The organism is Rhodococcus sp. 14-2496-1d, assembly GCF_002259365.1.
Classification (GTDB): domain Bacteria; phylum Actinomycetota; class Actinomycetes; order Mycobacteriales; family Mycobacteriaceae; genus Rhodococcoides.
Map to the genome: position 1 here is coordinate 10,559 of NZ_NPFV01000011.1, position 24,992 is coordinate 35,550.

General features: G+C 65.3%; 23 protein-coding genes. 9 read left to right on the plus strand and 14 right to left on the minus strand.

The window, feature by feature from the left end; all coding sequences use genetic code 11:
• The first annotated feature begins 10 nt into the window (after window positions 1-10).
• Window positions 11-1,321 carry a cytochrome P450 gene (locus CH296_RS08130; protein WP_094684466.1) on the plus strand — a complete coding sequence of 437 codons (1,311 nt, stop codon included), beginning with the start codon at window positions 11-13 and terminating at the stop codon, window positions 1,319-1,321.
• On the opposite strand, the gene CH296_RS08135 is transcribed toward CH296_RS08130, so the two are convergent.
• The 5 genes from CH296_RS08135 to CH296_RS08155 all read right to left on the minus strand — a co-directional run bounded on the left by CH296_RS08135 (window position 1,299) and on the right by CH296_RS08155 (window position 6,596).
• Window positions 1,299-2,381 (minus strand): ABC transporter ATP-binding protein, encoded by a 1,083-nt coding sequence (locus CH296_RS08135; protein WP_032396739.1) that lies wholly within the window; start codon window positions 2,379-2,381, stop codon window positions 1,299-1,301. The two genes, CH296_RS08130 and CH296_RS08135, sit on opposite strands and share 23 nt — an antisense overlap.
• Window positions 2,381-3,706, minus strand: coding sequence for an ABC transporter substrate-binding protein (locus CH296_RS08140; RefSeq protein WP_032396740.1), 1,326 nt, complete (start codon window positions 3,704-3,706; stop codon window positions 2,381-2,383). The genes CH296_RS08135 and CH296_RS08140 overlap by 1 nt, the downstream gene beginning before the upstream one ends.
• Window positions 3,707-3,734: 28 nt before the next feature.
• A complete protein-coding gene (locus CH296_RS08145; protein ID WP_176459218.1) occupies window positions 3,735-4,595 on the minus strand; it encodes a carbohydrate ABC transporter permease in 861 nt (286 codons plus the stop codon).
• A 26-nt stretch (window positions 4,596-4,621) separates the two neighbouring features.
• Complete coding sequence (locus CH296_RS08150; protein WP_176459206.1) at window positions 4,622-5,554, minus strand: carbohydrate ABC transporter permease; 933 nt, start codon at window positions 5,552-5,554, stop codon at window positions 4,622-4,624.
• Window positions 5,555-5,687: 133 nt separating this feature from the next.
• Window positions 5,688-6,596, minus strand: coding sequence for a L,D-transpeptidase (locus CH296_RS08155; RefSeq protein WP_094684467.1), 909 nt, complete (start codon window positions 6,594-6,596; stop codon window positions 5,688-5,690).
• Between the two features lie 295 nt (window positions 6,597-6,891).
• Here CH296_RS08155 and CH296_RS08160 point away from each other — a divergent pair, with 295 nt between their 5' ends.
• Genes CH296_RS08160 through CH296_RS08175 form a run of 4 tightly spaced genes read left to right on the plus strand, consistent with a single transcriptional unit; the run spans window position 6,892 to window position 9,990 of the window.
• Window positions 6,892-7,611: a glycosyltransferase family 2 protein gene (locus CH296_RS08160; RefSeq protein ID WP_032396744.1), complete on the plus strand. Its 720-nt coding sequence runs from the start codon at window positions 6,892-6,894 to the stop codon at window positions 7,609-7,611.
• Entirely contained in the window at window positions 7,608-8,603 is a 996-nt protein-coding gene (locus CH296_RS08165) for an acyl-CoA dehydrogenase family protein (RefSeq protein WP_094682047.1), read from the plus strand. Before CH296_RS08160 ends, CH296_RS08165 begins: the two co-directional genes overlap by 4 nt.
• A complete protein-coding gene (locus CH296_RS08170; RefSeq protein WP_032396746.1) occupies window positions 8,597-9,346 on the plus strand; it encodes a PIG-L deacetylase family protein in 750 nt (249 codons plus the stop codon). Before CH296_RS08165 ends, CH296_RS08170 begins: the two co-directional genes overlap by 7 nt.
• The gene (locus CH296_RS08175; protein ID WP_094684468.1) at window positions 9,343-9,990 is read left to right on the plus strand and encodes an SAM-dependent methyltransferase; all 648 of its coding nucleotides are present in this window, start codon (window positions 9,343-9,345) and stop codon (window positions 9,988-9,990) included. The genes CH296_RS08170 and CH296_RS08175 overlap by 4 nt, the downstream gene beginning before the upstream one ends.
• 6 nt (window positions 9,991-9,996) lie before the next feature.
• On the opposite strand, the gene CH296_RS08180 is transcribed toward CH296_RS08175, so the two are convergent.
• Window positions 9,997-10,734 (minus strand): GAF and ANTAR domain-containing protein, encoded by a 738-nt coding sequence (locus CH296_RS08180; protein ID WP_094638027.1) that lies wholly within the window; start codon window positions 10,732-10,734, stop codon window positions 9,997-9,999.
• 98 nt (window positions 10,735-10,832) lie between these two features.
• Window positions 10,833-11,858: a putative zinc-binding metallopeptidase gene (locus CH296_RS08185; protein ID WP_094684469.1), complete on the minus strand. Its 1,026-nt coding sequence runs from the start codon at window positions 11,856-11,858 to the stop codon at window positions 10,833-10,835.
• A 222-nt stretch (window positions 11,859-12,080) separates the two neighbouring features.
• Between CH296_RS08185 and nhaA the strand changes: the two genes are divergently transcribed.
• On the plus strand, window positions 12,081-13,937 hold the full coding sequence (nhaA, locus tag CH296_RS08190) for a Na+/H+ antiporter NhaA (RefSeq protein ID WP_094684470.1): 1,857 nt from the start codon (window positions 12,081-12,083) through the stop codon (window positions 13,935-13,937).
• Window positions 13,938-14,031: 94 nt separating this feature from the next.
• Here nhaA and CH296_RS08195 read toward each other — a convergent pair whose 3' ends face one another.
• Window positions 14,032-15,117, minus strand: coding sequence for a DNA polymerase domain-containing protein (locus CH296_RS08195; RefSeq protein ID WP_094684471.1), 1,086 nt, complete (start codon window positions 15,115-15,117; stop codon window positions 14,032-14,034).
• Window positions 15,118-15,119: 2 nt separating this feature from the next.
• The gene (locus CH296_RS08200) at window positions 15,120-16,169 is read right to left on the minus strand and encodes an ATP-dependent DNA ligase (RefSeq protein ID WP_094629237.1); all 1,050 of its coding nucleotides are present in this window, start codon (window positions 16,167-16,169) and stop codon (window positions 15,120-15,122) included.
• 104 nt (window positions 16,170-16,273) lie between these two features.
• Between CH296_RS08200 and CH296_RS08205 the strand changes: the two genes are divergently transcribed.
• A complete protein-coding gene (locus CH296_RS08205) occupies window positions 16,274-16,873 on the plus strand; it encodes a hypothetical protein (protein WP_094684472.1) in 600 nt (199 codons plus the stop codon).
• The gene (locus CH296_RS08210) at window positions 16,870-18,306 is read left to right on the plus strand and encodes an MFS transporter (RefSeq protein WP_094684473.1); all 1,437 of its coding nucleotides are present in this window, start codon (window positions 16,870-16,872) and stop codon (window positions 18,304-18,306) included. The genes CH296_RS08205 and CH296_RS08210 overlap by 4 nt, the downstream gene beginning before the upstream one ends.
• 14 nt (window positions 18,307-18,320) lie before the next feature.
• Here the strand turns inward: CH296_RS08210 and CH296_RS08215 are convergent, their stop codons facing one another.
• The 5 genes from CH296_RS08215 to CH296_RS08235 form a co-directional block, all read right to left on the minus strand.
• Window positions 18,321-19,199, minus strand: a complete 879-nt coding sequence (locus CH296_RS08215; protein WP_094684474.1) for a universal stress protein — start codon at window positions 19,197-19,199, stop codon at window positions 18,321-18,323.
• Between the two features lie 115 nt (window positions 19,200-19,314).
• Window positions 19,315-19,929, minus strand: a complete 615-nt coding sequence (locus CH296_RS08220; RefSeq protein ID WP_094684475.1) for a hypothetical protein — start codon at window positions 19,927-19,929, stop codon at window positions 19,315-19,317.
• A 99-nt stretch (window positions 19,930-20,028) separates the two neighbouring features.
• A complete protein-coding gene (locus CH296_RS08225; RefSeq protein ID WP_094684476.1) occupies window positions 20,029-20,877 on the minus strand; it encodes a hypothetical protein in 849 nt (282 codons plus the stop codon).
• Complete coding sequence (locus CH296_RS08230; RefSeq protein ID WP_179277668.1) at window positions 20,874-21,761, minus strand: universal stress protein; 888 nt, start codon at window positions 21,759-21,761, stop codon at window positions 20,874-20,876. The genes CH296_RS08225 and CH296_RS08230 overlap by 4 nt, the downstream gene beginning before the upstream one ends.
• Window positions 21,762-21,901: 140 nt before the next feature.
• Window positions 21,902-22,924, minus strand: a complete 1,023-nt coding sequence (locus CH296_RS08235; RefSeq protein ID WP_094629236.1) for a nitroreductase family protein — start codon at window positions 22,922-22,924, stop codon at window positions 21,902-21,904.
• A gap of 258 nt (window positions 22,925-23,182) precedes the next feature.
• Here CH296_RS08235 and ilvD point away from each other — a divergent pair, with 258 nt between their 5' ends.
• Window positions 23,183-24,898 (plus strand): dihydroxy-acid dehydratase, encoded by a 1,716-nt coding sequence (gene ilvD / locus CH296_RS08240; protein ID WP_094684477.1) that lies wholly within the window; start codon window positions 23,183-23,185, stop codon window positions 24,896-24,898.
• The last annotated feature ends 94 nt before the right edge of the window (window positions 24,899-24,992 follow it).

A 24,992-nucleotide genomic window follows, 5' to 3' on the forward strand; every position in this document is an offset into this window, starting at 1 on the left:
GGGACATCGGATGAAGGAATTCGCACGCTGGCTGGCCGCGCACGGGGTGGTGCGCCTCGCGGCCAAACGGGGGGCGGCCGCAGGTGATCGGCAAGCGATGCTGCTGGTCGATCCGGCGACCCGGGCCGATCCGACACCCGTCTACGAGGAGTTGCGCGCCACCGCGCCGCTGGTGAAGACACGGATCTCGAACATCACCGTGCACCACCGGGTGGCGTTCGACCTGTTGCGCTCGGACGATTTCCGCGTCACCCAGCTGGGCGCAACCCTCCCCGGGCCGCTGCGCTGGATCGAGGCGCACACCCGGTCCGGTGCACTGCACCCGATTCTGCCGCCCTCGCTGCTGTCGGTCGAGCCACCCGACCACACGAGGTACCGCAAGCTGGTGTCCTCGGTCTTCACCGCCCGCGCGGTGAAGAAGATGCGCGATCAGGTGCAGGAAACGGCCGATGCTCTGCTCGACGAGCTGTCCGACGGTTCTCCGGTCGTCGACATCGTCGATCGCTACTGTGCGCGTCTACCGGTCGCGGTCATCGGGCGCATCCTCGGAGTGCCGGTGGAGGACAATCAGCGAGTCCTCGAGTTCGGCGAGATGGCCGCACCCAGCCTCGACATCGGATTGTCGTGGTCTCAGTTCAAGCAGGTCGAACGCGGTCTGATCGGATTCGACGCCTGGCTGTCGCAACACATCGCCGGATTGCGTCGCAATCCCGGTGACGATCTGATGAGTCAGCTGATCGCCGCGGAGGACGAGGGCGTCGGCCTCAACGACGAGGAGCTCAGGGCCACCGCAGGTCTGGTGTTGGCTGCGGGGTTCGAGACGACGGTCAATCTGCTCGGCAGCGGGATCCGACTGCTGCTGGATCACCCCGACCAACTGGCTGTGCTGCAACAGGATCCGTCACACTGGCCCACTGCTGTCGACGAGATGCTGCGGATGGAGTCTCCCGTACAGCTCACGGCCCGCATGGCCAAGCGCGACGTGGAGATCGAGGGAGTGACGGTGCACGCGGGCAAGCTCGTCGTGCTGGTGCTGGCCGGTGCCAATCGGGATCCGCTGGTGTTCGAGGACCCCAATCGCTTCGACGTCACCCGCGCCAATGCCGGTAAGCACCTGTCGTTCTCGGGCGGGCGGCACTATTGCCTCGGCGCTGCACTGGCCAAGGCCGAATCGGAAGTGGGCCTCAAGACCCTGTTCGACCGGTACCCTCACCTGAGGTCGGCAGGCGAGGGAACCCGTCGCAACACCCGTGTCCTGCACGGATGGGCCACCCTCCCGGTGAATCTCGGCGAGCCGGCTACGACAACCGCAGGCCTGTAACGGAATCGAAGAAGAACAGCTCGTCCAGCTTGGGTACCAGCCGAACGGTTTCGGCCAGCGCGATGGACAGCTTGCGATCGACTCGGACCGACATCCTCCCGGATGCGGTGGTCCACCCATCGATCGTGGCGGGTGCGGAGGCGTAGACGAACGACTCCGCACCCAGTTCCTCGATCAGCTCGACGGTCAGTTGCAGGCCGCCGGCACTGTCTCCGACCAGATCCCACGATTCCGGTCGCACGCCGACGACGACCCGCTCGCCCGCCGAGGACGGGACGGGAATGCGCAACTCACCGAGTACGGCCGCACCGTCGCGCACGGGGGCGTCGACCAGATTCATCCCGGGTGACCCGATGAATCCGGCGACGAACGTGTTGACGGGATTGTCGTACAGCTCCCGCGGCGCAGCGATCTGCTGCAACTTGCCGTCCAGCAACACGGCGACGCGATCACCCATGGTCATGGCCTCGACCTGATCGTGGGTGACGTAGACCGTCGTGGTGCCCAATCGTCGCTGCAGACCGGCGATCTGAGCCCTGGTCGACACCCGCAGTTTGGCGTCGAGGTTGGACAACGGTTCGTCCATGCAGAACACCTTGGGTTGACGCACGATGGCGCGTCCCATGGCCACTCGCTGTCGCTGTCCTCCCGAGAGCTTGCCGGGCTTGCGGTTCAGCAACGGCTCGAGCTCGAGCATCTTCGCGGCATCGAGTACTCGTGCTGCGGTGTCGGACTTGCTCATTCCGGCATTGCGCAGCGCGAAGCCCATGTTGTCGCCGACGGTCATGTTGGGGTACAGCGCGTAGTTCTGGAACACCATCGCGACATCCCTGGCCCGCGGGGCCAATGACGTGACGTCCACTCCGCCGATGTCGATGTGACCGCTTTCGACGGACTCGAGACCGGCGAGCATTCGCAGACTCGTCGACTTCCCACACCCCGAAGGTCCGACGAGAACGATGAATTCACCGTCCGCGATGTCGAGTTCGAGGTTGTCGACAGCGAGCGAATCGGCACCCGGGTACCGGTGCGAAACACCGGCGTAGTGAACGGCGGCCATTACTTCGGCAGCTTCGGGGTGATCTGGCGGTCGATGATCTGCTGCAACTGATCCGAGACGGATGCGAATGTCGTTGCGACATCGGCATTCTGCAACGCGATCTGCTCGAGTCCACTACCGATGATCTTGTCGCCGCCCGGGACGAACACGCGGGCGTAATCCTGCGAACGCGTCAGCGCCAACTGGTCCACGGCCGTCTTCGCGTTGGGGTTCGCCTCGAGGAAAGCGATCTCCGACGGGTCCTGCTGCGCAGACTTGCGGACCGGCATGTAGCCGGTGTTCTGGGAGAAGTACGCGGTGTTGGCACCGTTGGTGACGAAATCGATGAATTTGAGCGCGTTGACCTTTCGCTCGTCCGAGATCTTCGCCGGAATGGCCAGACCGGCTCCGCCGGTGGGGCAACCGGGGGTCCCCTCGGTGGCAGGCAGGAACGCGGTACCGAACTCGAACGCCGCCCCGCCCTTGATGGTGGACAGGTCGCCGGTGGAGGCGATGGTGGACGCGATGATGCCGGCGGCGAAGTCGTTGGCGATGTCGTTGGAGACCGCGGCGTACTTCTTGGTGTGGATCATGTCCTGCAGGAACTTGCCTGCCGCAATGGTATTGGGGTCGTCGAATTTGAGCTCGAACTGATCGGAGTACGATCCCCCGAACGTCCAGATGGGTCCCTCGAACGTCCACCCGAGGTAGTCGACGGCGTTACCCCAGCCGTGAGCGAGCTTGCCGTTTCCGACGACGGCCTGAATACGCGGGCCCCATTCGTCGAACTCCTGCCAGGTGGCCGGCCCGCGATCGGGCAGTCCGGCCTGCTGCCAGACGGCCTTGTTGTAGTAGAACAGCGGCGTCGAGCGCGCGTACGGCAATGCCCAGTGGCTGCCGTTCCAGTTGTAGTCTGCCAGCAGCGAATCCACGTAGTCGGACTGGTCGACGCCTGCCGCGGAGAAGTGCTTGTCGAGCGGCTCGATCGCACCGGTGAGGGCGTAGTTGAACCACCAGACGTCCGAGAGCACGACGACGTCGGGCACATCGTTGCCGGACAGCGCCGCGTTGAACTTCTGCGACACCTCCTCGTAGTTCTTGCCACCGTCGATGAGATTGACCGTCAGGCCGGGGTTCTCGGCCTGGAAGCGCGAGATCAGTTCCTTCTCGAACTCCTGGGACTTGCCCGGGTGGTTCGACCAGAAGTTGATGGTGTTCGCGTCGCCTTCGACAGCCTCGCCGCCCGACCCACCCGATCCGGGGCCGCTGCACGCAGCGAGGGCTGCCGCGGCCGCGGCCGCACCGGTGAGCGTGAGGAAGCCACGCCGATTGATGATGTGTGCCATGGTGTTCGACTCCTGATAGTGAGGTGAATCAGCCCTTGACCGCACCGGAGGTGAGGCCCTTGATCATGTGGCGTTGCAGGACGAGAAAGACGAGAAGGATCGGCAGAATGGTCAGCACCGTCGCGGCCATCACCGCCCCCCAGTTGGTGTAGCCCTCGCTGTTCTGGAGCAGCGTCAACCCGACCGGAAGCGGTGCGACTGACGAGTCGTCGGACATCAGGAACGGCCAGAGGTACTCGTTCCATTCGGTGACGATCGTGATGATGGCGAAGGCGACCATGGTCGGGCCGGACAGCGGCAGGATCACCCGGAACATCAGCCGTACCGGTCCGGCACCGTCCATCCGCGCGGCCTCGATGATCTCCGGTGGCAGCGACAGGAAGTGGTTGCGCATCAGGAACGTACCGAAGGCGACCCCCGCCAGCGGAATTATGATGCCCTGGAACGAGTTCCGCCACCCCAACTCGGAAATGAGCGAGTAGTTGGAGATGACGGTGATCTGATTGGGCACCATGAGGGCGGCGATGATGACGAGAAAGACGACGTTCTTGCCCGGGAAGCGCAGGAACACCAGTCCGTAGGCACTGAGAACCCCGAGGACGAACTTGATGGACGACACGGCCGTGGTGATGATGATGGAGTTGCGCAGATACGTGAAGAACGGCACCTCCGTCGTCGCCTCGTCGTAGTTCTGTGGATGGAACACGCTGGGCCACCACGTGACCGGCTGAACGTAGATGTCGGGTCGATCCTTGAAGGAGGTGATCAGGATCCAGAACAGTGGCAGCCCGATCATCAGCAGGACGGCGACCATGGCCGCGTATCCGAGGATGTTGGCGCTGCGTCGCGCACGTTGCTGGTCGCGTGGCCCCGGCACCTTCTCCGGCATTGCCGTCCGAGGCCTGTTCGTCACTGTCATCGTTGATCGTCTCGATCCATGATTCGTACCTGCACGAGGGTGACGATCAGCAGGACGAGGAACAGGATCGTCGCGACCGTGGCACCGTAGCCGGCCCGGAAGTTGCGGAACGTCTCCTCGTAGACCTGGTAGACCATCGTGGTGGTGCCGGTGCCCAGCGGGCCACCGCGCGTCATGACGTTGATGATGTCGAAGACCTGGAGCGAGTTGAGCAGCACCGTGATCGACAGAAAAAACGTCGTCGGGCGTAGTTGCGGCAGAAGCACTTTGCGGAACGTGGTCCAGCGACTCGCCTGATCGATCTCGGCCGCTTCCATCAGTTCCTTGCGCACACCCTGCAGAGCCGCGAGGTAGATGACGAAGGTGTAGCCCAGGTTCTTCCACAGGTACGTCACGGTGATCATGACCATCGCCCACTTCGGGTCCTGATAGAAGTCCGGGACGGTACCGAGGCCGAAGCGTCGCATCAGATCCTGGACGAGCCCGAAGTTGGGGTCGAAGACGAACTGGAATGCGATACCGATCGCTGCACCCGAGATGACGTACGGAGCGAACACGGCGGAGCGAACGAAGTTGCGGCCCCTGAGCTTTCGATCGAGCAGCAGCGCCAGCACCAGGCCGAGAACCAGTGAGCCCACCACCGCGGCGACCGTGAACACGACGGTGTTGCCGACGATCTGCCAGGTGTCCTCGCGGGAGGCCCACTCGCGGTAGTTGTCGAATCCGACGAACGTGGACGTGGGCGAGGACAGGTTCCAGTCGAAGAACGAGAACTGGAAGTTCTCCACCAGCGGCCGATACGTGAACACGCCCAGCAGAACCAGATTGGGGCCCACGAGAATCAGGAACAGTGCGTAGTCGGTCCACGGCCGGGAGAAGAATCGCTTCTCGCGTGCCGTGGGCAGCACTCGTTCGGTTGTTGCACTCACCGCGAGGACTGTGCTCAGTCGCGGCTAACGAATGGTGAACTCAGCCCCAACGCTCACCGTCGTACAGACCAACCTATGTGAGCGGAACTTCGTAGTGGGCTACGAAGTTTCGTGCACATGCGGCGAAGCCGCTCTAGCGGTTCCAGTCTCCGAGACCGTCGGATCCGCTGAGGGTGCCGCCGTCGGTGTTGACGACGATGACGGGGTCGCCCTTCTGGGCGTTCTCGAAGAACCACTTGCCGTCTTCGGTGCTGACGTTGAGGCAGCCGTGCGAGGCGTTGGAGTAGCCCTGCTGCGATTCCGACCACGGGGCCGCGTGCACGAAGATGCCGCTGTAGGAGATGCGCGTCGCGTACTCGACGTAGGTGCGGTAGCCCTCCTCGGAGTCCACGGGGACGCCGTAGGTGGACGAGTCCATGTACATGTCGCGGAATCGCTCGCCGACGATGTAGGTGCCGTTGGGGGTCTCGTGCCCGACCTTGCCCATCGAGGTGGGCATGGTGCGGACCACCTCGCCGTTGCGGGTGACGGTGATCTGCTTGGTGTTGTCGTCGGCCGTGGTGATGATGGAGTCGCCGGTGGAGAATTCGGCTTTCGCTCCGCCTGCCTCGACGGTCACCTGGGTGTGCGCCGGGTAGAACTCGTTGGGCAGCCAGCGGACCTGGGTGTCGTTGATCCAGTAGAAGTGGCCGTCGACGGACGGGTTCGTGGTGACGCGAATGGCCCGCAGCGCGGCGTCACGATCGCCGATTACCTCGTCGAAGCGGATGGCGATGGGCTGCGCAACTCCGACGACCTCGCCGCCGGAGGGGCTGATGCTCGGATCGGAGAAGTTCGCGGGCGCGAGCTGCGGGGTGAGCTGCTGCGGCGCGGGTGCGGCCGGATCCGAGGACCCCGGCATTCCGGGGATGGAGACGTCCGGGCCGCCCGGCCACAGTGGCGCGGCCTGTGCCGAACCGAATGCGGCGGACGCGGCAAGGGCTGTACCTGCAACGATCGCGCCGATACGGGCGAATCTGCGTGTGCGAACCGGTGATGCCATGTAACCCGACCATCCTTCGTGCTGCGTCGCGACACCCGCGAACTGTGCTGCCGCGGGGCAACGCCCATTAACACATACCGCCCCGACATTTGCTAATCGGATATCCCCGAAACGGACGAAAGAAACCACCGGTACGAGTATCTTCTCGCAACCGGTCCCGGAGCCGTCTCACCAGGCTGCGGCGGATGTGTCGGCAGCCGGGGAACGGGTATGTGCGATGGGAGCACATCCCGTCCAGACACCGGCGGTTTCCGAAACGGACTCTTCTTCGTCCGGTGTCCGTAAAGGGTGGACCGTGATCTCCGATGCTTTCCCCCGCACCCCCGTCACCCACATCGTCGTCGTCGTACCCGCGCACAACGAGCAGGATCTGCTCGACGCCTGCCTGACCGCCCTGGTACGAGCACAACGCCGAGTCCGCGATGTGGCCTCGGTGTCCGTCTCGACGATCGTCGTGCTCGATGCGTGCACCGACGACTCTGCGCGCATCGCGGCACGTCACCCGTCCGTGTCGGCTCTCGAGGTGGCACACCGCAACGTCGGCGCGGCCAGAGCTGCCGGATTCGCGACGCACGGCCCCGAACACAGTGCATCGACGTGGTTCGCCACCACCGATGCCGACACCCGGGTGGGTGAGGACTGGCTGCTCGGCCATCTCCGACACGCCGCCGAGGGCGCTCGGGCAGTGGCCGGAACGGTGGCAGTCGATTTCGAGGGTCACATCGAGGAGAACCTCGGGTTGCGGTCGTCGTACGACGCGCACTATCGAAACGAGTTCGGCCACCCACACGTGCACGGTGCCAACCTCGGCGTCCGAGCGGCGGAGTATCTCTCCATCGGCGGATTTGCACCTCTGATCACCGGCGAGGACCACGATCTGGTCCGACGCCTCGAGCTCGGCGGCTTCGAGTGCCGTCGGGTGTGCGACATTCCGGTCACGACGTCGGGTCGGCTGCGCGGCCGAGCGCCCGACGGCATGGCCGGATTCCTACGTGCCCTGGAGGCCACCGCATGAGCGAGACCGGTTTTCTCGAATCCACCGACCGAGCCGACGTCGACACCGGGCTGCGCGCCGCGTTCTTGGCGTTCGAGGCGGACGGTCGTCTCGACCTCGCGCTGCCCGGCTCGGGGTACACCGATCTGCGCTGGCAATCGCTCGCCGCCCTGAGTCGGCACAACACGGTGTTGGGCCGGTGGTCCGAAGCGCATACCGACGCGATCGCGATCCTGCACGAACTCGACGGCCCGACGCCACAGCGTGGGCAGATCTGGGGAGTGTGGGCTGCGGAACCGCCTGCTCCGATTCTCGAAGCGGTGCCGGGTGATTCGGGCTGGGTTCTCACCGGGACGAAACCGTGGTGCTCGGGTGCGTCACTGTGTACCCATGCGCTCGTGACTGCACGCGTGCAGGGCAGCCCTCGGCTGTTCGCCGTCGACCTGACGCACCCGGGCGCTACTCCGGTACCGAACACGTGGCATGCAGTGGGGATGAGCGAGAGCGATTCCGGCTCGGTCGCCTTCGACAGTGTCCCTGCCGTTGCGGTCGGCGGCCCGACCGACTACCTCACACGACCGGGCTTCTGGCACGGGGCGATCGGGGTGTCGGCAGCCTGGTTCGGGAGCGCATGCGCGGTGGCGGACACGCTTCATGCTGCCGTCCGCGACCGACCCGATCCGCACCGTACTGCACATCTCGGTGCCATCGCGGCCGCACTCGGAGCGGCGTCGAGCGCACTGACCACCGCCGCGGCGGAGGTGGATGCCGATCCGTTCGACCGATCCGGTCGCGCCCGAACCCGGGCCCGCATCGTGCGGGCTGTGGTCGAGGATGCGGCAACTCAGTGCATCGACCGCGTCGGGCGCGCTCTCGGTGCAGGCCCGCTGTGCAGCGATTCCCAGCACGCCCGACGCGTCGCAGATCTCACCGTCTACCTGCGGCAGAGTCACGCCGAGCGCGACCTGGAAGCCCTCGGGCACGACATCGCAGAGGAGGACAACCCTTGGTAGAGAACGCATTCGATGCCGAAACCGATGTCGGCACAGCCGAATCGGACTGGATGTCGGCCGACTGGTCCATTCCCGGCCTGCAGTGGAAGGACGTCCTCACCATGGTCGTCGTCGCCCCGCACCCGGACGACGAGGTGCTCGGCGTCGGCGGCCTGCTCTCTCTGGCTGCGGCATCGGGCGTCGATGTTCGGGTGGTCGCCGTGACCGACGGCGACGGCTCCCATCCCGGTTCCCCCACCGTCACGGCAGAGGATCTGCGTGCGCGTCGCCCCGCCGAGTCCGAGCGCGCGTTGGCCGAATTGGGGATCGACCACTCCCCGATCCGTCTGCAGATCGCGGACGGTGACGTCGAGAACCACGAGAGCGCGGTGGCCGATGCGCTGATGCCGCTGCTCGACGCCACCCCCGGCACCTGGTGTCTGACGCCATGGCGCGGGGACGGCCATCCCGACCACGAAGCCACCGCGCGGGCCTGTCTCACCGCGGCGAACGCCGTCGGGATACCGGTGGTGGAGTACCCGATCTGGATGTGGCACTGGGCAACTCCGAATCATCCTGCCGTGCCGTGGACACGTGGACGCCGCATCGACCTGCCGCCGCACACCCTGGACGCCAAACGAGCGTCGATCGAGCAGTTCGATTCGCAGATCCGCCCATTGTCCGATCACCCTGCGGACCGAGCGGTGTTGCCGCCGCACATATTGGCTCGGTACCGGCGACCGTTCGAGGTGGTGTTCGCGTGAGCGAGGGTTCTCGGACAAGCCTCGGTGCCGAGTACTTCCGCACCGTCTATGCGGACAAGGACGATCCGTTCATGCTCGACAGCAAGTGGTACGAGCGTCGCAAATACGCGCTGACCATGGCCTCGCTGCCGAAACCGCAGTATCGGCGCGCGCTCGAACCCGGCTGCTCCATCGGGGTGCTCACCGAGCAGTTGGCGATCCGGTGCGATCACGTGGTCTCGACCGATGTGGTGCACAGCGCCCTCGATTCAGCACGGAGGCGCGTAGGTGACACTGCTGCAGTCGAATTCGCGCTGTGGTCGCTGTCCGACGACTGGTCGACCCTGCCCACATCCGAGGCGACGTTCGATCTCGTCGTCATCAGCGAGGTCGGGTACTACCTCGATGCCGACGACCTGTCGTCGGCGATGACGCGCGTCGTCGAGCACCTCGAAGCCGAGGGCACCCTGGTGGCCGCACACTGGCGTCACGACGTGGACGACTACCCGATCTCGGGTGACCGCGTTCACGAGATCATCTCCGCCACACCGGGATTGGCACTACTGAGTCGCTATCTGGACGAGGACGTCCGGATCGAGGTCTTCGTCGCCTCGGACGGCCCGGCCGTGTCGGTCGCGAGCACCGACGGCCTCGACGTGCGGTGAATCGACTCAGTCGGACGATTCGGCCGCGTCGGCGACCAGCTGCGCGGCGAGGTCGGCAAGCTTGACGTTGGTGTCCTGCGAGAGCTTGGCCAACAAAGCGAAAGCTGCCTGCGAGTTCAGGTTGTAGCGCTCCATCAGCATGCCCTTGGCCTGCCCGATCAGGTCTCGGCTCGTCAATGCCGCCCGGATCTGCTGTTCTTCACGCGCGGTGGAGAACGCGATGGCCGCGTGCGCAGCGAACAGCGAACCGATCGATTCGGCCTCGGCCGAGAAGGCGTTCGTTCGGGTGGAGTGGAGGTTCAACGCGCCGAAGTTGAAGCCCTCGACGTAGAGCTGGAAGCAGATCATGCTCTTGACACCCAGCGCCGAGGCGGCGACGGTGAACTGTGGCCAGCGAGAATCGCTGTCCATGTCGTCGATCCTGATGGTGGTCTGTTCGATCGCCGATTCGAGGCAGGGACCTTCGCCCAGCTGCTCCTGAATCTTGTCGCAGTGGCCCGCCACATCGCCGACGAGGGCCGCACTGTGCACGAACTTGCCCTGCAACACCGTCGTGATGGACGCGAATTCGGCGGACGGGATGTTGGCCACCGCCGCCTCGGTGATCGTGGCCAGGACCCGATCGGGATCGGAGTGCTGGCGACGTAGTCTCTCGGCGACCTCGGCCAGTCGTCGGCTGAGCTCGAAGTCCGTGACGCGCGGATGGGCGGTCGAGTCCAGTGTCTGCTCGCTGATGGCGGTCACCTCGTCCTGCTGCGCCGGGGCGCGTCCCGGTATCGGCGAAGTGCCGACACCACAGGATACGCCCCGGCTGCAAAACTGCGAGGACCGTTAGCCGGGCATCAGAGTGTGCTGGGGGCGATCAGCGAGTGGACGAATCCGATCTTCTTCACGACGGTCGCAGGCAGCACGAACGGGTAGAGGTCCTGGTGGCCCATCGACCGGTTGATCTGGTTCAGTGCCCACGACAACGGCAGCCACCACTCGATGATCTGATCGAAACCGACGTCACCCGGCAGCGGGCTCTCCAGCGTCGAACCGGCCGGGGCCATACCGAAGGCTGCAGCCGTGTCGAGCGTGTCGCGGATGTGGAGATAGTGCGCGAACGTTTCGGCCCAGTCCTCGGCGGGGTGCATGGTGGCGTAGGAGGAGACGTAATCGTCCTCCCAGTTGGCCGGCGCACCCTCGCTGTAGTGGCGATCGAGTGCGGCCTGGTAGTCGGAATCCGGATCGCCGAAGAGCTCCTCGAACGCCGCACGATGCTCACCGTTGCCGACCAGCACCATCTGGTAGTAATGGCCGATCTCGTGACGGAAGTGTCCGACCAGGGTGCGATACGGCTCGGACATCGCCACACGCAACTGTTCGCGGTGCACGTCGTCGCCCTCGGCGAGGTCGAGGGTGATCAGACCGTTGTCGTGTCCGGTCATCACCTGCTGGTTCGCGCTCGAGAGCAGATCGAACGTCAGTCCCGTCGTGTCGTCCTCGTCCCGGCCGACGATGGGCAGGCCCAATTCGGTCAATTCGAGTACGACTCGACGCTTGTTGGTCTCGGCGTCCGCGTAGGCGGCCATCGCGTCGACGTCGTCGTCGGCGGGGCGAGTACGCGTGAGCCGGCACGACACGCAGAGATCGTCGCTGTCGTCGGTGTCGACGAGCCAGTTGCAGCGCGCCGTGTTGAGGTTGGCGCACATCTTCCACGTGGTGCCGTCCACCTCGGCCTCGGCGACACCGTCGACGGCCTTGTCGGGGAGCACCAGCAGAGCTCTGCTCGGCAGATGGAAGCCGAGCGCGCTCGAGCAGCTCAGACACAGTGAGTTCTCGAACGACAGCTTCTGTCCGCATTTGCGGCAGATGAAATCACGCATGGATGTTCCTTCGTGGCAGGGGTGAGTCGGGCTCGTATTCCCGTTTCTGGACGGACTAATGCCGTTCATCGAATATGTTGTGCACATCTCCCTCGCCGTGCGGCGAGGTCGACAGCGCAATAACGTTACTCTGCGGGCTGTCACCTGCAAGGAAGCAAACCGTCGACCCACACGTTGGTACAGACTGCTTCACAACACTCTTCGAGAGGATGCGGGCCGCAGATGGCAGATCAGATCACGCCGACGAATCGGCCCATGGCACGTTTCGCCGAACGGATCTCGCGGGCCCGCGGCGAGAAGAACAGCGAAACCCTGGCGGCGGGCTTCCTGCTCGCAGCGACACTGATCGCGCTGATCTGGGCCAACTCACCCTTCGGCGAGACCTACCAGTCGTTCTGGCACACCGAACTCTCCGTCACCGTCGGCGAGCACGGCATCTCCCTCGACCTCGCCCACTGGGTCAACGACGGGCTCATGGCGTTGTTCTTCTTCGTCGTCGGGCTCGAGGTCAAGCGTGAGTTCGCGATGGGTGAGCTCACCGACCGATCTCGTGCCGCCATCCCGATCGTCGCGGCGGTTGCCGGTCTGGCCGCGCCGGCGTTGCTGTTTCTCGCCTTCAATCCGTCCGGGCCCGCCGCCCAGGCATGGGGCGTCGTGATCTCGACCGACACCGCGTTCCTCCTCGGGGCACTCGCCGTCCTCGGCCCGAAGAAGGCCGCTCGGTTGCGCATCTTCCTGCTCACGCTCGCTGTCGCGGACGATGTGGGCGCGCTGGCGATCATCGCCTTCTTCTACACCGACAACCTCGACGTGGTGCCGTTGGTGCTGGCGTTCGTCGGTCTGGCGCTGATCTTCCTACTGCGTCGGCTCGAGGTGTGGCGCGGCGTCGGATACTTCGTCGTTGCACTGTTCACCTGGGTTGCGATGTACGAGTCCGGAGTTCACCCCACCCTCGCGGGAGTGATGATCGCGTTGATTCTTCCGGTCTATCCGCCGCGCCGCACCGAGGTGGAACGCGCGGCGGATCTGGCACGCGCGTTCCGGCAGTCGCCCAATCCCGAATACGCCCGAGCCGCCCGTCTCGGACTCGATCGCGCGGTGTCGGTCAACGAACGTCTCATGCGGCTCTACCAGCCGTACACGGCCTTCATCATCGTGCCGATCTTCGCGCTCGCCAACGCCGGAGTCGTGCTGAGCTCGGACACTCTGAAAGCCGCGTCGACCTCGACGCTCACCTGGGGCATCATCGCCGGTCTCGTTCTCGGCAAGCTCGTCGGAATCACCGCTGCGTCCGCTGTTTTCGCGAAGTTGAGACCGTCCTCCCTGGCTCCAGGACTGACGCTCTCCCACATCGCAGGCGGTGCCGCGATGTCCGGAATCGGATTCACGATCTCGTTGTTCATCATCGATCTCGCGCTCGACGACCCGTTGCTGGCCGACGAAGCACGGGTCGGCGTGTTGGTGGCCTCGGTGATCGCCGCACTGCTCGGCTGGGTCCTCTTCCGGATCGACGAGAAGATCCATCCTCCGAAAGCCGAAGCATCCCTGCGCATTCTGCGTCCGGTCGACGCCAAGCGCGATCACATCCGCGGCCCGGTGGACGCACCACTGACCATCGTGGAGTACGCGGATTTCGAATGCCCGTTCTGCAGCAAGGCAACCGGCAGTGTCGCCGAGGTACGCAAGCACTTCGGCGACGACCTTCGGTACGTCTACCGGCACCTGCCGCTCGACGACTATCACCCACACGCTCGCTACGCGGCATACGCCAGCGAGGCCGCAGCCGCGCAGGGCAAGTTCTGGGAGATGGCCGACGTGTTGTTCCGTAACAGCGATGCCCTCGAGCCCGACGACATCGACGGCTACGCACGTGAACTCGGCCTGGACATGGACAGATTCGAGGACGACATCCGCACCGGCGACTACGTGGTACGCGTCGAGGACGACGAACTCGACGCCACCTCCTCGGACGTCGACGGCACCCCGACGTTCTACCTGGGACGCGGCGACAAGAACCTCACCCGACACATCGGACCGTACGATGCGGCGACATTGATCCGGGAGCTCGAATCCATGTGATCGTGGGCAGGGTTGCACGGAACGCGTTCGAGGCGACTGAATCCCGTCGATTCGACTTCGTAGCGTGTAACCTTGCCCGGCTCTGGCAGCTCCGTCAGCTGTCCGTGCGATTCCCCTCCGCATCCCAGTGCTCGGCAACCTTTTTCGAGGGCTGCACTCTCGGCGGTTCTCCGGGCATCTTGGGGTAGTCGGGCGGAAAGTTCAGCTCTCCGCCGGGCAGGGTTTCCCACAGGTGCAGAAGAGGTTCGAGGGAGTAGGCCTGCTCGTCCATATCGGCCCACGGGTCGCCGTCCCGAACAAGCTCCGGCACCGTCACGAGGTTGTATTCACGTGGATCGGTGACGTCGGCCAACTGTGACCACGTCATCGGAGTGCTCACCGTCGCGCCCGGTCGAGCCCGCAGACTCCAGGCGCTGGCAATGGTTCGGTCGCGGTTGTTCTGGTTGTAGTCGATGAAGATGCGTTCTCCGCGTTCCTCTTTCCACCAGTTGGTGGTCACCCCGTCGTCGCGTCGTTCGAGTTCTCGACCCAGACCGATGGCCGCATGACGCACCTGCTCGAAGGTGTACTGCGGCTCGATGCGAACGTAGATGTGGATACCCCGATTCCCGCTCGTCTTCGGATATCCCCGTAAGCCCAACTCCTCCAACAGCTCTCGCGTCACATCGGCTACTCGCAGCGCGTCCGAGAACGTGGTACCCGGTTGCGGATCGAGATCGAGACGCAACTCGTCGGGATGGTCGACGTCCGGTCGACGGACCGGCCACGGATGAAACGTCAACGTACCCATCTGCGCCGCCCACACCAGCGACGCGGGTTCGGACGGACACAGTTCCTCGGCGGTGCGCTTGCTGGGGAACGCGATCTTCACCGTCTCTATCCACTCGGGAGCGCCCTTGGGCAACCGCTTCTGGTAGAAGCCGTCGCCGTCCTTGTCCTGGGGGCCGAGCGCCAACCGCATGCCCTCGCGATAGCCGTCGGGCCACCGTTCCATCGCGGTGGGGCGATCTCCGATCACCCGCATCAGCGGCTCCCCGACGGCCGCGAAGTACTCGCACACCTGCAGTTTGGTGATCTCCGGAGTACGTTCGGTCGCCTCGTAGATCACGCGATCGGGGCTCGACACTCGTACTTCGCGCTCGCCGACCTGCACGAACGCGGGAGGCGTTTTCGCGGCCATGTCTATCGTCCCCCGGCAATCACGTCGGCAACGTCGTAGCGCACCGGAACCTCGAGCTGGTCGTAGGCACACGAGCGTGGATCACGATCGGGCCGCCAGCGTAGGAACCTGGCCACGTGCCGCAGCCGCGCCCCTTCCATCTGGTCGTAGGCCACCTCGATGACCCGCTCGATGCGCACCGGAATCCAGTTGCGGTCGTTGGACGAATTCCAGCGGGTCGCCTCACCGTCGTACGTGACGTCGTCACCGAGTCGGAGCGGTTCGAGTTCTTCGAGCAGTTCCAACCGGCGCTTGTCGGTGAACGCCGACGCACCGCCGATCATCCGCAGATCGTCGCCATCGTAGAGACCGAGCAGCAAGGATCCGATACCGTTGCCGGACTTGTGGATTCGATAGCCGATCAACACGCAGTCCGCGGTACGCGCATGCTTGATCTTGATCATCTCGCGCTTGTTCGGCAGATAGATCCCGTCGAGTTTCTTGGCCACCACACCGTCGAGCCCGGCACCTTCGAAACGCTCGAACCAGTCCTCGGCCACGGCCGCATCATCGGTGGCGGAGGTGACGAAACAACTCGGGCCGCCCGTTCCCACCGCGTCGAGCAATCTCGCGCGGCGGGTCGAGAACGGCTCGGCCGTCAGATCCTCGTCGCCGACGGCCAACAGATCGAAGCCGATGAACTGCGCCGGAGTCTTCTCCGCGAGCATCGTCACCCGACTCGCTGCGGGATGAATCCGTTCGGACAGCGACTCCCAGTCGAGGCGCGTGGAACCGTTCTTCTCGCGCGGTACGACGATCTCGCCGTCGACGACGATCTTCTCGGGTAGCTCGGCCTTGATCGCCGCCACCAACTCCGGGAAGTAGCGGGCCAGGTCCTTGCCGCCGCGTGACCCGAGCACCACCTCGTCTCCGTCACGGAAGACGATGGCGCGAAACCCGTCCCATTTCGGCTCGTACGACCACACCGCAGGCCCGTCCTCGGGCTGGGCGGGCACCACTTTCGCGGCTTTGGCGAGCATCGGTGCAACCGGCACGGCAAGAGGAAGATCCACGCAGTTCATCCTGCCTCATGCAGCCGACAAGCGAGTCGGATATTTTCTACACGAGCACGGTCGATGGACACGGCACGCTCGAACCTACGAGGGCAGGACTCACCATGGCGTCATCCAACCGTTCGGTCCGCGCTCTCGTTCTCGCGCTGTCGTCGTGCGCGGCCCTGATACTCGGCGGGTGCGCCTCGGAGGTGTCCGGCACCGCCGTCGCGATCTCCGGTGCCACCATTCCCGCCACCGCGACCACCAACCCTCCCACCACACCACCGACCACCGACATCGACGACGGCGGCAGTGTCGACATCGACGTGGAGATCGGCGAGTGCGTCAACCTGGGCGGCACCGTCGACGAGGCGGCCATCGCCAACGCGACCTGCGGGTCTGCGGAGTCCAACTACGTCGTCTTCGCCAAGACGCCCACCTCGGCCGAATGCCCCGAGGACGCCGATCAGTACTACTACGAGACCTACTTCGACATCGAACAGGGAGCTCTGTGCCTCGACATCGACTGGCAGGTCGGCGGATGCATGGACCTCGTCGGTGAATTCGCTCAGCGGATCGACTGCGCCACCCCCGGTGCCGACACCCGCCGCGTCGTGACCATCCTGCAGGGCACCTCGTCCGTCGACGACTGCCCCGACCCGGCGCTGTACGGATTCGAGAAGGACTCACGTAACTTCGTCGTCTGCGTCGAACGGTTGTGACCTCCTCGGAGATCTCGGTCTCGAGCGCTCGGGGGCGCTGGATCGTCGCAGCAACGGTCCTCGGGTCGGCGCTGGCAATGCTCGACGCCACCGTGGTCAACATTGCGCTGCCGGCCATCGGCCGTGATCTCGGTGCCGGTGTCACGGGTCTGCAGTGGACGCTGAGCGGCTACACCCTGGCACTGGCGTCGCTGATTCTGCTGGGGGGCTCCCTCGGCGACCGGCTGGGTCGCAGACGGGTGTTCGTCTGGGGCACCGTCTGGTTCGCGGCCGCATCGGTACTGTGCGGGCTCGCCCCCAGTATCGAGGTGCTGATCGCGGCGCGACTGCTTCAGGGTGTCGGTGCGGCCCTGCTGACGCCGGGGTCGCTCGCACTGATATCGGCGTCGATCAAGGCCGACGATCGAGGAGCCGCGATCGGTCTGTGGTCGGGATTGGGCGGCGTCGCGTCTGCGGTCGGTCCGTTGCTCGGGGGCTGGTTGGTCGACGCCGTCGGGTGGCGTTCGGTGTTCCTGATCAATATTCCGCTCGCCGTCGTCGTTGTGTGGGTGGCGGCGAAACACGTTCCGGAGAGCCGGGATCCGCATGCGGCCGGTCGGCTCGACGTACCGGGCGCGGTGGCGGTGGCGGCAGCATTGGGGCTGCTGACCTACGGGCTGATCGAATCACAGGTTCCGGCAGTGCTTCTCGGCGTCGCGGCCGTCGCTGTGTTCGTCGTGATCGAGCGACGCTCACACGATCCACTGGTCCCGCCGTCGCTGTTCGCATCGCGAGTGTTTCTGGCGGCCAATCTCGTGACGTTCGCCGTCTACGCGGCCCTGGGCGGAGTGTTCTTCCTTCTGGTGCTGCAACTGCAGTTCGCCGTGGGCTACTCGCCCATAGCGGCCGGAGTGGCCACGCTACCGATCACCGCTCTCATGCTGGTGCTGTCCGCCCGCGCGGGGCGCATCGCCGGATGCATAGGTCCGCGTATTCCGATGACCGTGGGACCACTGCTGGCAGCGCTGGGGTTGCTGTTGATGTTGCGGGTCGGGCCCGGATCCACCTATGCCACAGACATTCTGCCCGCGGTTGTCGTCTTCGGACTCGGATTGTCCGCTCTGGTGGCCCCACTGACCGGAGCGGTTCTGGGCGCGGTGTCCACCGATCGCGCCGGAATCGCGTCGGGAGTCAACAATGCCGTGGCCCGCACCAGTCAACTGCTCGCCGTGGCCGCACTGCCTGCGCTCGCCGGTATCGCAGGGTCTGATTACTCTGCCCCGGAGACGTTCTCGGACGGCTTTCACACCGCAATGCTGATATGCGCCGGACTGCTGGTGATCGGTGCGGTCATCGCGGCGGTACTCATCCGCGGCACCGGCGACGAGGCGTCGAACTGCCCACCGCACTGCGACATCGGCTCACCACCACCTGCCTCGCGTCGGACCGCGTGACTCATCGCGCTGGGTCATCGCACGATCAGCACCGAGCAATCGACGTGGTGGACGAGATTCTGACTGACCGATCCCAGAATCGTTCCGAGGACAGCACCCCGGCCTCGGCAGCCCACCACGAGCATCGACGCCGACGCGGACATCGCCCGCAAACCACGCGTCGGACTCGACTGCGCGCTCACAGTGCTCAGCGCAACATCCGGATACTTCTCGTGCATGGTCTCCACATGCGTTTCGAGCCAATGCTTCTCGTGTGCGCGAATATTCGCCCAATCGACGTCCTCGAATCCGGTTCCGAGACCTGCCTGAGCCGCGAATCCCCAATAGTTCACCGCGACGACCGGCATTCCGAGGGTGTGGGCGATCTCGAGCGCGGCACCGAGCGCCCGATCCGACTGCTCACTTCCGTCGACCCCCACCACGATCGGACGAGCGGGGTCGACGCTGTCGACGGCGTTGCGCACGAGCAGCACCGGGCACTGCGCATGCGTCACGGCTCGAAGCGTGTTGCTGCCGAGAGTGAGGTCCCTCAGTGCGCTCGACTTTCTCGATCCCAGCACGACCAGTTCCGCGCCTGCATCCGAGACGTACGAGGCGATGGTTCCATCGGCGGTGACGGAATCGACGGACACCTCGGGTGCGGCCTCGTGGATCGCGGCCGCAGCGCGGGCGAGATGTTTGCGTCCGATCGTGCGCAGGTCCCTCTCCAGCGCACCGCCGTCGACGAATGCCGCCGATCCGTACCAATCCCCCTCGGGGACTGCATGAACCAAACGCAGGGGTGCGCGCACCTTCGCCGCATAGGTCGCCGCCCACTGCGCCGCGGAATCGGCCTCACTGGAGCCGTCGATGCCCACCAGGATGGGAAGCATGCGGTCGGTGGAATTGCTCATGATTCTTCCTCGTCTCGTGGTCGACTGTCTTTGCAGTCGAATCGAATCGAACGTAGATCTGCAACCGCGCCCACAGTCAGAGCACTCGGTCCATCATCGAAGTGGCCGAGGTCCCTCATGCCGAATCCCCCTTGGTTCGACCACGTTCGGTCTCGAACTTCAGCCAGTCGCGGTCCCACTGGCGCATTCTGGCGCGCCGGTCGAAGTACCGCGTCGCCTGAAGACAGGTGAGGACAACGACCGTGCATGCCACCCAGAAGCCAACGGCTGCAACAATTCCCAACAGGACATTCGACGTCGCGGACGACGGCTCCGCAACCCACCTGCCCTCGGTATCGACTCGCACCGACACTGTGGCACCCTGTTCGGCTTCGTCCGGAAGGCGAACCTCGTCGCTGTGCCGCTGTCCCGGTGGCCATTCCCAGGCGACGGTCACGTAGTACTCGGTGTGGTCGAAGACGGCACCGTCTTCCGATCGCAGCGTGGGTTCACTCGTCACCAGGGCATCGATCTGCTGGGTGGTGGCGCTCGTTCGGGCCGCCGCGGCATCGAGATCGGCGTAGGTGAGCGATCCGAGCAGCGCGGCGAAGGGGACGAGTCCCAGAATCACCGCCATCGCGCACGCGAAAGCGAGAGCCGCAGTCCGATCACGGCCCCGCATCAGAGGATTGGTGCTCCACGGTGCCAGGCGCCACCAGCGAGCGAAGTCGTAGCCGAACACCGCAACCACCCACTCTCCCGAATCGTGTGTCCTTCGAGTGTTTCGCCGCGGACGAGGGGGCAACAGGGCACAAGGTCACGAACTGGAGTTCTCGGGGTCGAAGTTCGCTCAGCGGAAGAGGGCGGACACCGCTTCGAGATCGGCATCGGATCGGCGGCCGCTCGAGTCCAGTTCGACGTAGAAGCACTCGTAGCCACGCGGGTCGGCACCGCGGTCACCGGTACTGCGCCGCTCGAACACTCGTGCATTCGGCCATCGGTCGAGCACGGCCGTTGCGAGAACATGCCCGTCCGGTGAGACTCCACCGATCGGTCCGTACTCCGCGATCATCACCGCATGGACCGCGCCCCCGATCGCGGCCGTGGTCACCGGAAAGACTCTCGGTCCCGTGTCCGTCGGGATGTCGACCGTGATGGACTCGGACCCCAGCACCACCGCCCCCGACATCTCTGCTGCCTCGTCGTCGTTCATCGTCGTGGTCCTCCGCGGTGCATGGTTCGGTGTCGGATGGGTGGTGCGGCCGGGGCATGTCAGTTCGACGCCCGAGACCGACGTAGGAACCACTCCGACCAGGCGGTGCATCGGCGGTTCCTCCGAATGCGGCCGCGGCAGAGCCTGTTCGAGGACATCTCTTCGCACATCCAGGACGGGACGCGCGATTCCGTGCACAACGACGGTGGAGACTGTTGCGCGATCCGGATTCTCGGCGTCGAACTCCAGCACGACCGACGAGTCGAGCATGCTACGACCCAACTGCGACCGCCCCTCGGCGTAGAAGTACACCCGACTCCCGATCCAGATGCAGGGCACGACGTCGACGGTGGGGCCGAAGTGATCGTGGCCGATCAACCGAGCCCGCGTCGCGCTGCGTGCGAGCCGGTCCGCGGTGCTCGCGTCGAGAATGCGCCGGCGTTCTTCCTTGCGGCGCAGTCGATTCGGCACCGTACGGTTGGTCATCGGTCCCTGCAGATCATCACCGGGCAGTGTGCATGCCGGGTGAGGTTGCTGCTGGTCGATCCGAACAGGGCACTGGCGACGATTCCTCGCCCGTGGCTGCCGACCACCACGATTCCGGCCCGCTTGGACTGCTCTATCAGCAGGTGTGCCGGATTGCCCTGCTGTACGACATGTTCCACGGTGACATCCGGATACTTCTCGCTCCACCCGGCGAGGCACTCGGACAGCAACAGCTGCTGTTCGCGCTCGATCTCGATGTCGTCGGGCGATCCTGGCAGAGACAAGGCGGCACCCTGGGACAACGAGCTCCAGGCATGTGCCGCAATCATCGGCACGTCGAACCGCGAGGCCAGATCGAATGCCTGCTCGACCGCGGCTTCACTCGTCGCACTGCCGTCGATGCCGACGAGGATCGGTGCGTCGACGGCGTCGATTCCCTCGCGCCACACGATCACCGGGCACCACGCCGTGGTCGATGTCCGCTGTGCTGTGCTCCCGAACAGCGCCGACACGATCGGCCCGGAACCGGAATTGCCGACGACGAGCATGCGCGCGGTGCGAGAGAGTTCGACCATCATCGAGCACGCCGGCATTTCCTCCACGGAGGTGGTCACGGCGCTGTGTGGATGCCGGGCCAGCACTGCGGCAGCAACGTCGGTGACGATGCGTTCTGCCGCCCGACGCTGTTCGTCCCAGATGTCGAGGGGAACGACCGATGCGGACTCGCCCAGGTAGAACGCGGGATGCTGCACCGCCCCGGCGATGTGCAGCGGTGCCTTCAACCGCTCGGCGAGGGATGCCGCCCAGTGTGCAGCGCAGATGCTGCTCGGCGAACCATCCACGCCCACGACGATTTTCTGATGGTGTTCCAGAACCATGGCCATCTCCTGTCCTCGGTCCGGACGGACCACACGGCCGGGCCCGTCGACGGTCATCCGTTCTCGGATGCTCGCTTGCTATTGGACAGCTCGACAGCGGCCGCGCCACAGAGCCTTTGGTCACCGGTCCGACGCGTGATACCCGGTCACAGGGACGTGGTTCGGCGCGAGCCCCCTGCCGTACTGCGGGCAGCTACCGACAGCACCGACGACACCGCTCGTCGCGGGGTCGGGGCGAGAGGCGAGCCGACCGCCGGTGCACCGATCCGAATCAGCACCTGCGGCGCACCCTGTCCGGCGGCCAAGGACTTGACCAGGCGTCGACTGCCCGACTGCTCGGTCATATGTGTGAGAGGACAGGTCGCAAGACCATCGGCGGTTGCGGCCAGCAGGAAGGCGGACATGGCCCGCCCGCACTGCAACCAGTCGAGGCGTTCATCGGACGCGGTACCGAGAATCACCACCGTCGACTCGTCCGCCGCCGGCTCTCGTGTTTCCGTTCTGCCGACTCGGCGTGGTTCGGGAAAGGCTCGGCCCACCTGCACCCTGGAGGACTCCGCACGATCGGTGAGAGCCTCCGGCGGAATTCCTCCCGATCGGAACGAGTGCCCGGCCCACCACCGGATCTCGGCCTGATACGTCGCGTCGTACTTTCGTACGCTAGCGCTCAGCCTCGACGCCGTGGCCAGCGTCTCCTTGGCCTCGGCGGACAGGAACGTCGTTCGGATGTCGTCGGTTCCGTCGCCGCGACCGACGTAGCGCGCGGGAATTCGGTTGTCCGGCACCGGACCGAACGCCCGGCGATCCGAGTGGCGGCGATTGATCGCAGCCAACAGGTCGAACTCGTGCGATCGAGGGTGCGCGTCGTGGGTCAATCGAATACGAGCGAGATGGTCCGGCGCACCGGCCGTCGGCATCGGTTCGACGTCGGCCGTCCACCGAAAGGCAGCGGCTGCAGTGCACAGATGGTCGAGCGCTGCCCCACAGCTGAGCACCATCTGCCGCTCGGTCGGGTCTATCGCCCCGAGCAGTCGGGACCGATCGGTGAACAGGTCGAGTCCGTGTTCGGAGTACACCCACCTCCACGGTTGACTGTTGTGCACCGACGGAGCGCGGCACGCAAGCTCCACCAACATCTCCACCACGGCAGAATCCGGCTGATCGTTCATCGTCTCTCCTCGACCTCCCACCGCACGGTGATGGCTGCCCACCACTGTCGACCCGCGTTGGCAGTGCACGACAGGGCCGTTGGTCACTGTGTGGAGGGGACTTGCGGTGAAGAAATCCCGCCGAGGACTCACCTCGGCCACCACTGTTCGTGATGCGCCGAACCCGCGGGTTTAGGGTTGACGGTGAATGCGACCTCAGGAGCGGAACCTCCGGGACGCGACCGAGGAATTATTTTTCGCCGACCGCTCAGGAGTGTCATGACGACCCCGCAGAATCCCCACGAAGGCATCGACGTCAAGCCGCGCAGCCGCGACGTCACCGATGGACTGGAGAAGACCGCCGCCCGCGGCATGCTCCGCGCCGTCGGAATGGGCGACGAAGACTGGGGCAAGTCCCAGATCGGTGTCGCGTCCTCGTGGAACGAGATCACCCCGTGCAACCTCTCGCTCGAACGTCTGGCGAAGGCCGTCAAGAAGGGCGTCCACGCCGCAGGCGGCTACCCGCTGGAATTCGGCACCATTTCGGTGTCCGACGGCATCTCGATGGGTCACGAGGGCATGCACTTCTCGTTGGTCTCACGTGAGGTGATCGCCGACAGCGTCGAAACCGTCATCAGCGCAGAACGTCTCGACGGTTCCGTTCTGCTCGCCGGTTGCGACAAGTCGCTGCCCGGAATGCTCATGGCCGCAGCACGTCTGGATCTGGCGAGCGTATTCCTCTACGCCGGCTCCACATTGCCCGGTTTCGCGACCCTGTCCGACGGCAGCGAGCACCAGGTGACGATCATCGACGCCTTCGAGGCCGTCGGTGCCTGTTCACGCGGATTGATGTCGCGCGCCGACGTCGACACCATCGAACGCGCCATCTGCCCCGGAGAAGGTGCCTGCGGCGGAATGTACACTGCCAACACGATGGCCAGCGCAGCCGAAGCGATGGGAATGTCGTTGCCCGGCAGCGCATCTCCCCCCGCTCCCGATCGCCGACGCGACGGATTCGCACACGCCAGCGGCGAGGCCGTCGTCGATCTGCTGCGACGCGGCATCCGCACCAGCGACATCCTCACCAAGGAAGCCTTCGAGAACGCCATCGCCGTCGTCATGGCATTCGGCGGCTCGACCAACGCGGTGCTGCACCTGCTCGCCATCGCGCACGAAGCCCAGGTGGACCTGACCCTCGCCGACTTCACCCGAGTCGGCGCAAAGGTGCCGCACCTGGCCGACGTCAAGCCCTTCGGCAAGCACGTCATGACCGACGTCGACGCGATCGGCGGAGTTCCCGTGGTCATGAAGGCTCTGCTCGACGCCGGCCTGATGCACGGCGACTGCATGACGGTCACCGGAAAGACCGTGGCGCAGAACCTCGCTCACATCGCACCCCCGGACCCCGACGGCAAAGTACTGCGCGCGCTCGACAAGCCGATCCACCCGACGGGCGGCATCACCATCCTCGAGGGCTCGCTCGCCCCCGGCGGGGCCGTGGTCAAGTCCGCGGGCTTCGACTCCGACGTCCTCGTGGGCACCGCACGAGTTTTCGAGCGTGAGCGCGCGGCCATGGACGCCCTCGAAGACGGCACCATCGCGGCCGGCGACGTCGTGGTCATCCGCTACGAGGGACCCAAGGGTGGGCCGGGGATGCGCGAGATGCTCGCGATCACCGGAGCCATCAAGGGTGCCGGACTCGGCAAGGACGTCCTGTTGCTCACCGACGGCCGATTCTCGGGCGGCACCACGGGCCTGTGCGTCGGACACGTGGCACCCGAGGCAGTCGACGGCGGGCCCATCGCCTTCGTCCGCGACGGCGACCAGATCCGACTCGACGTGGGCAAGGGCACCCTCGACCTGCTCGTCGACGCAGCCGAATTGGACGCCCGCGCGCAGGGCTGGGCACCATTGCCGCCCCGCTACACCCGAGGAGTACTGGCCAAGTACTCCAAGCTGGTCGGATCGGCATCGAACGGTGCGGTGCTGATCTAGCCGACCCCCTGCCCCGCCCGCCCCCCCTGCCGCGCGTGAATGAACCACTGCATACGTCTGAAGAGTGCAAGGGTCCATTGACGCGAACGGGGTG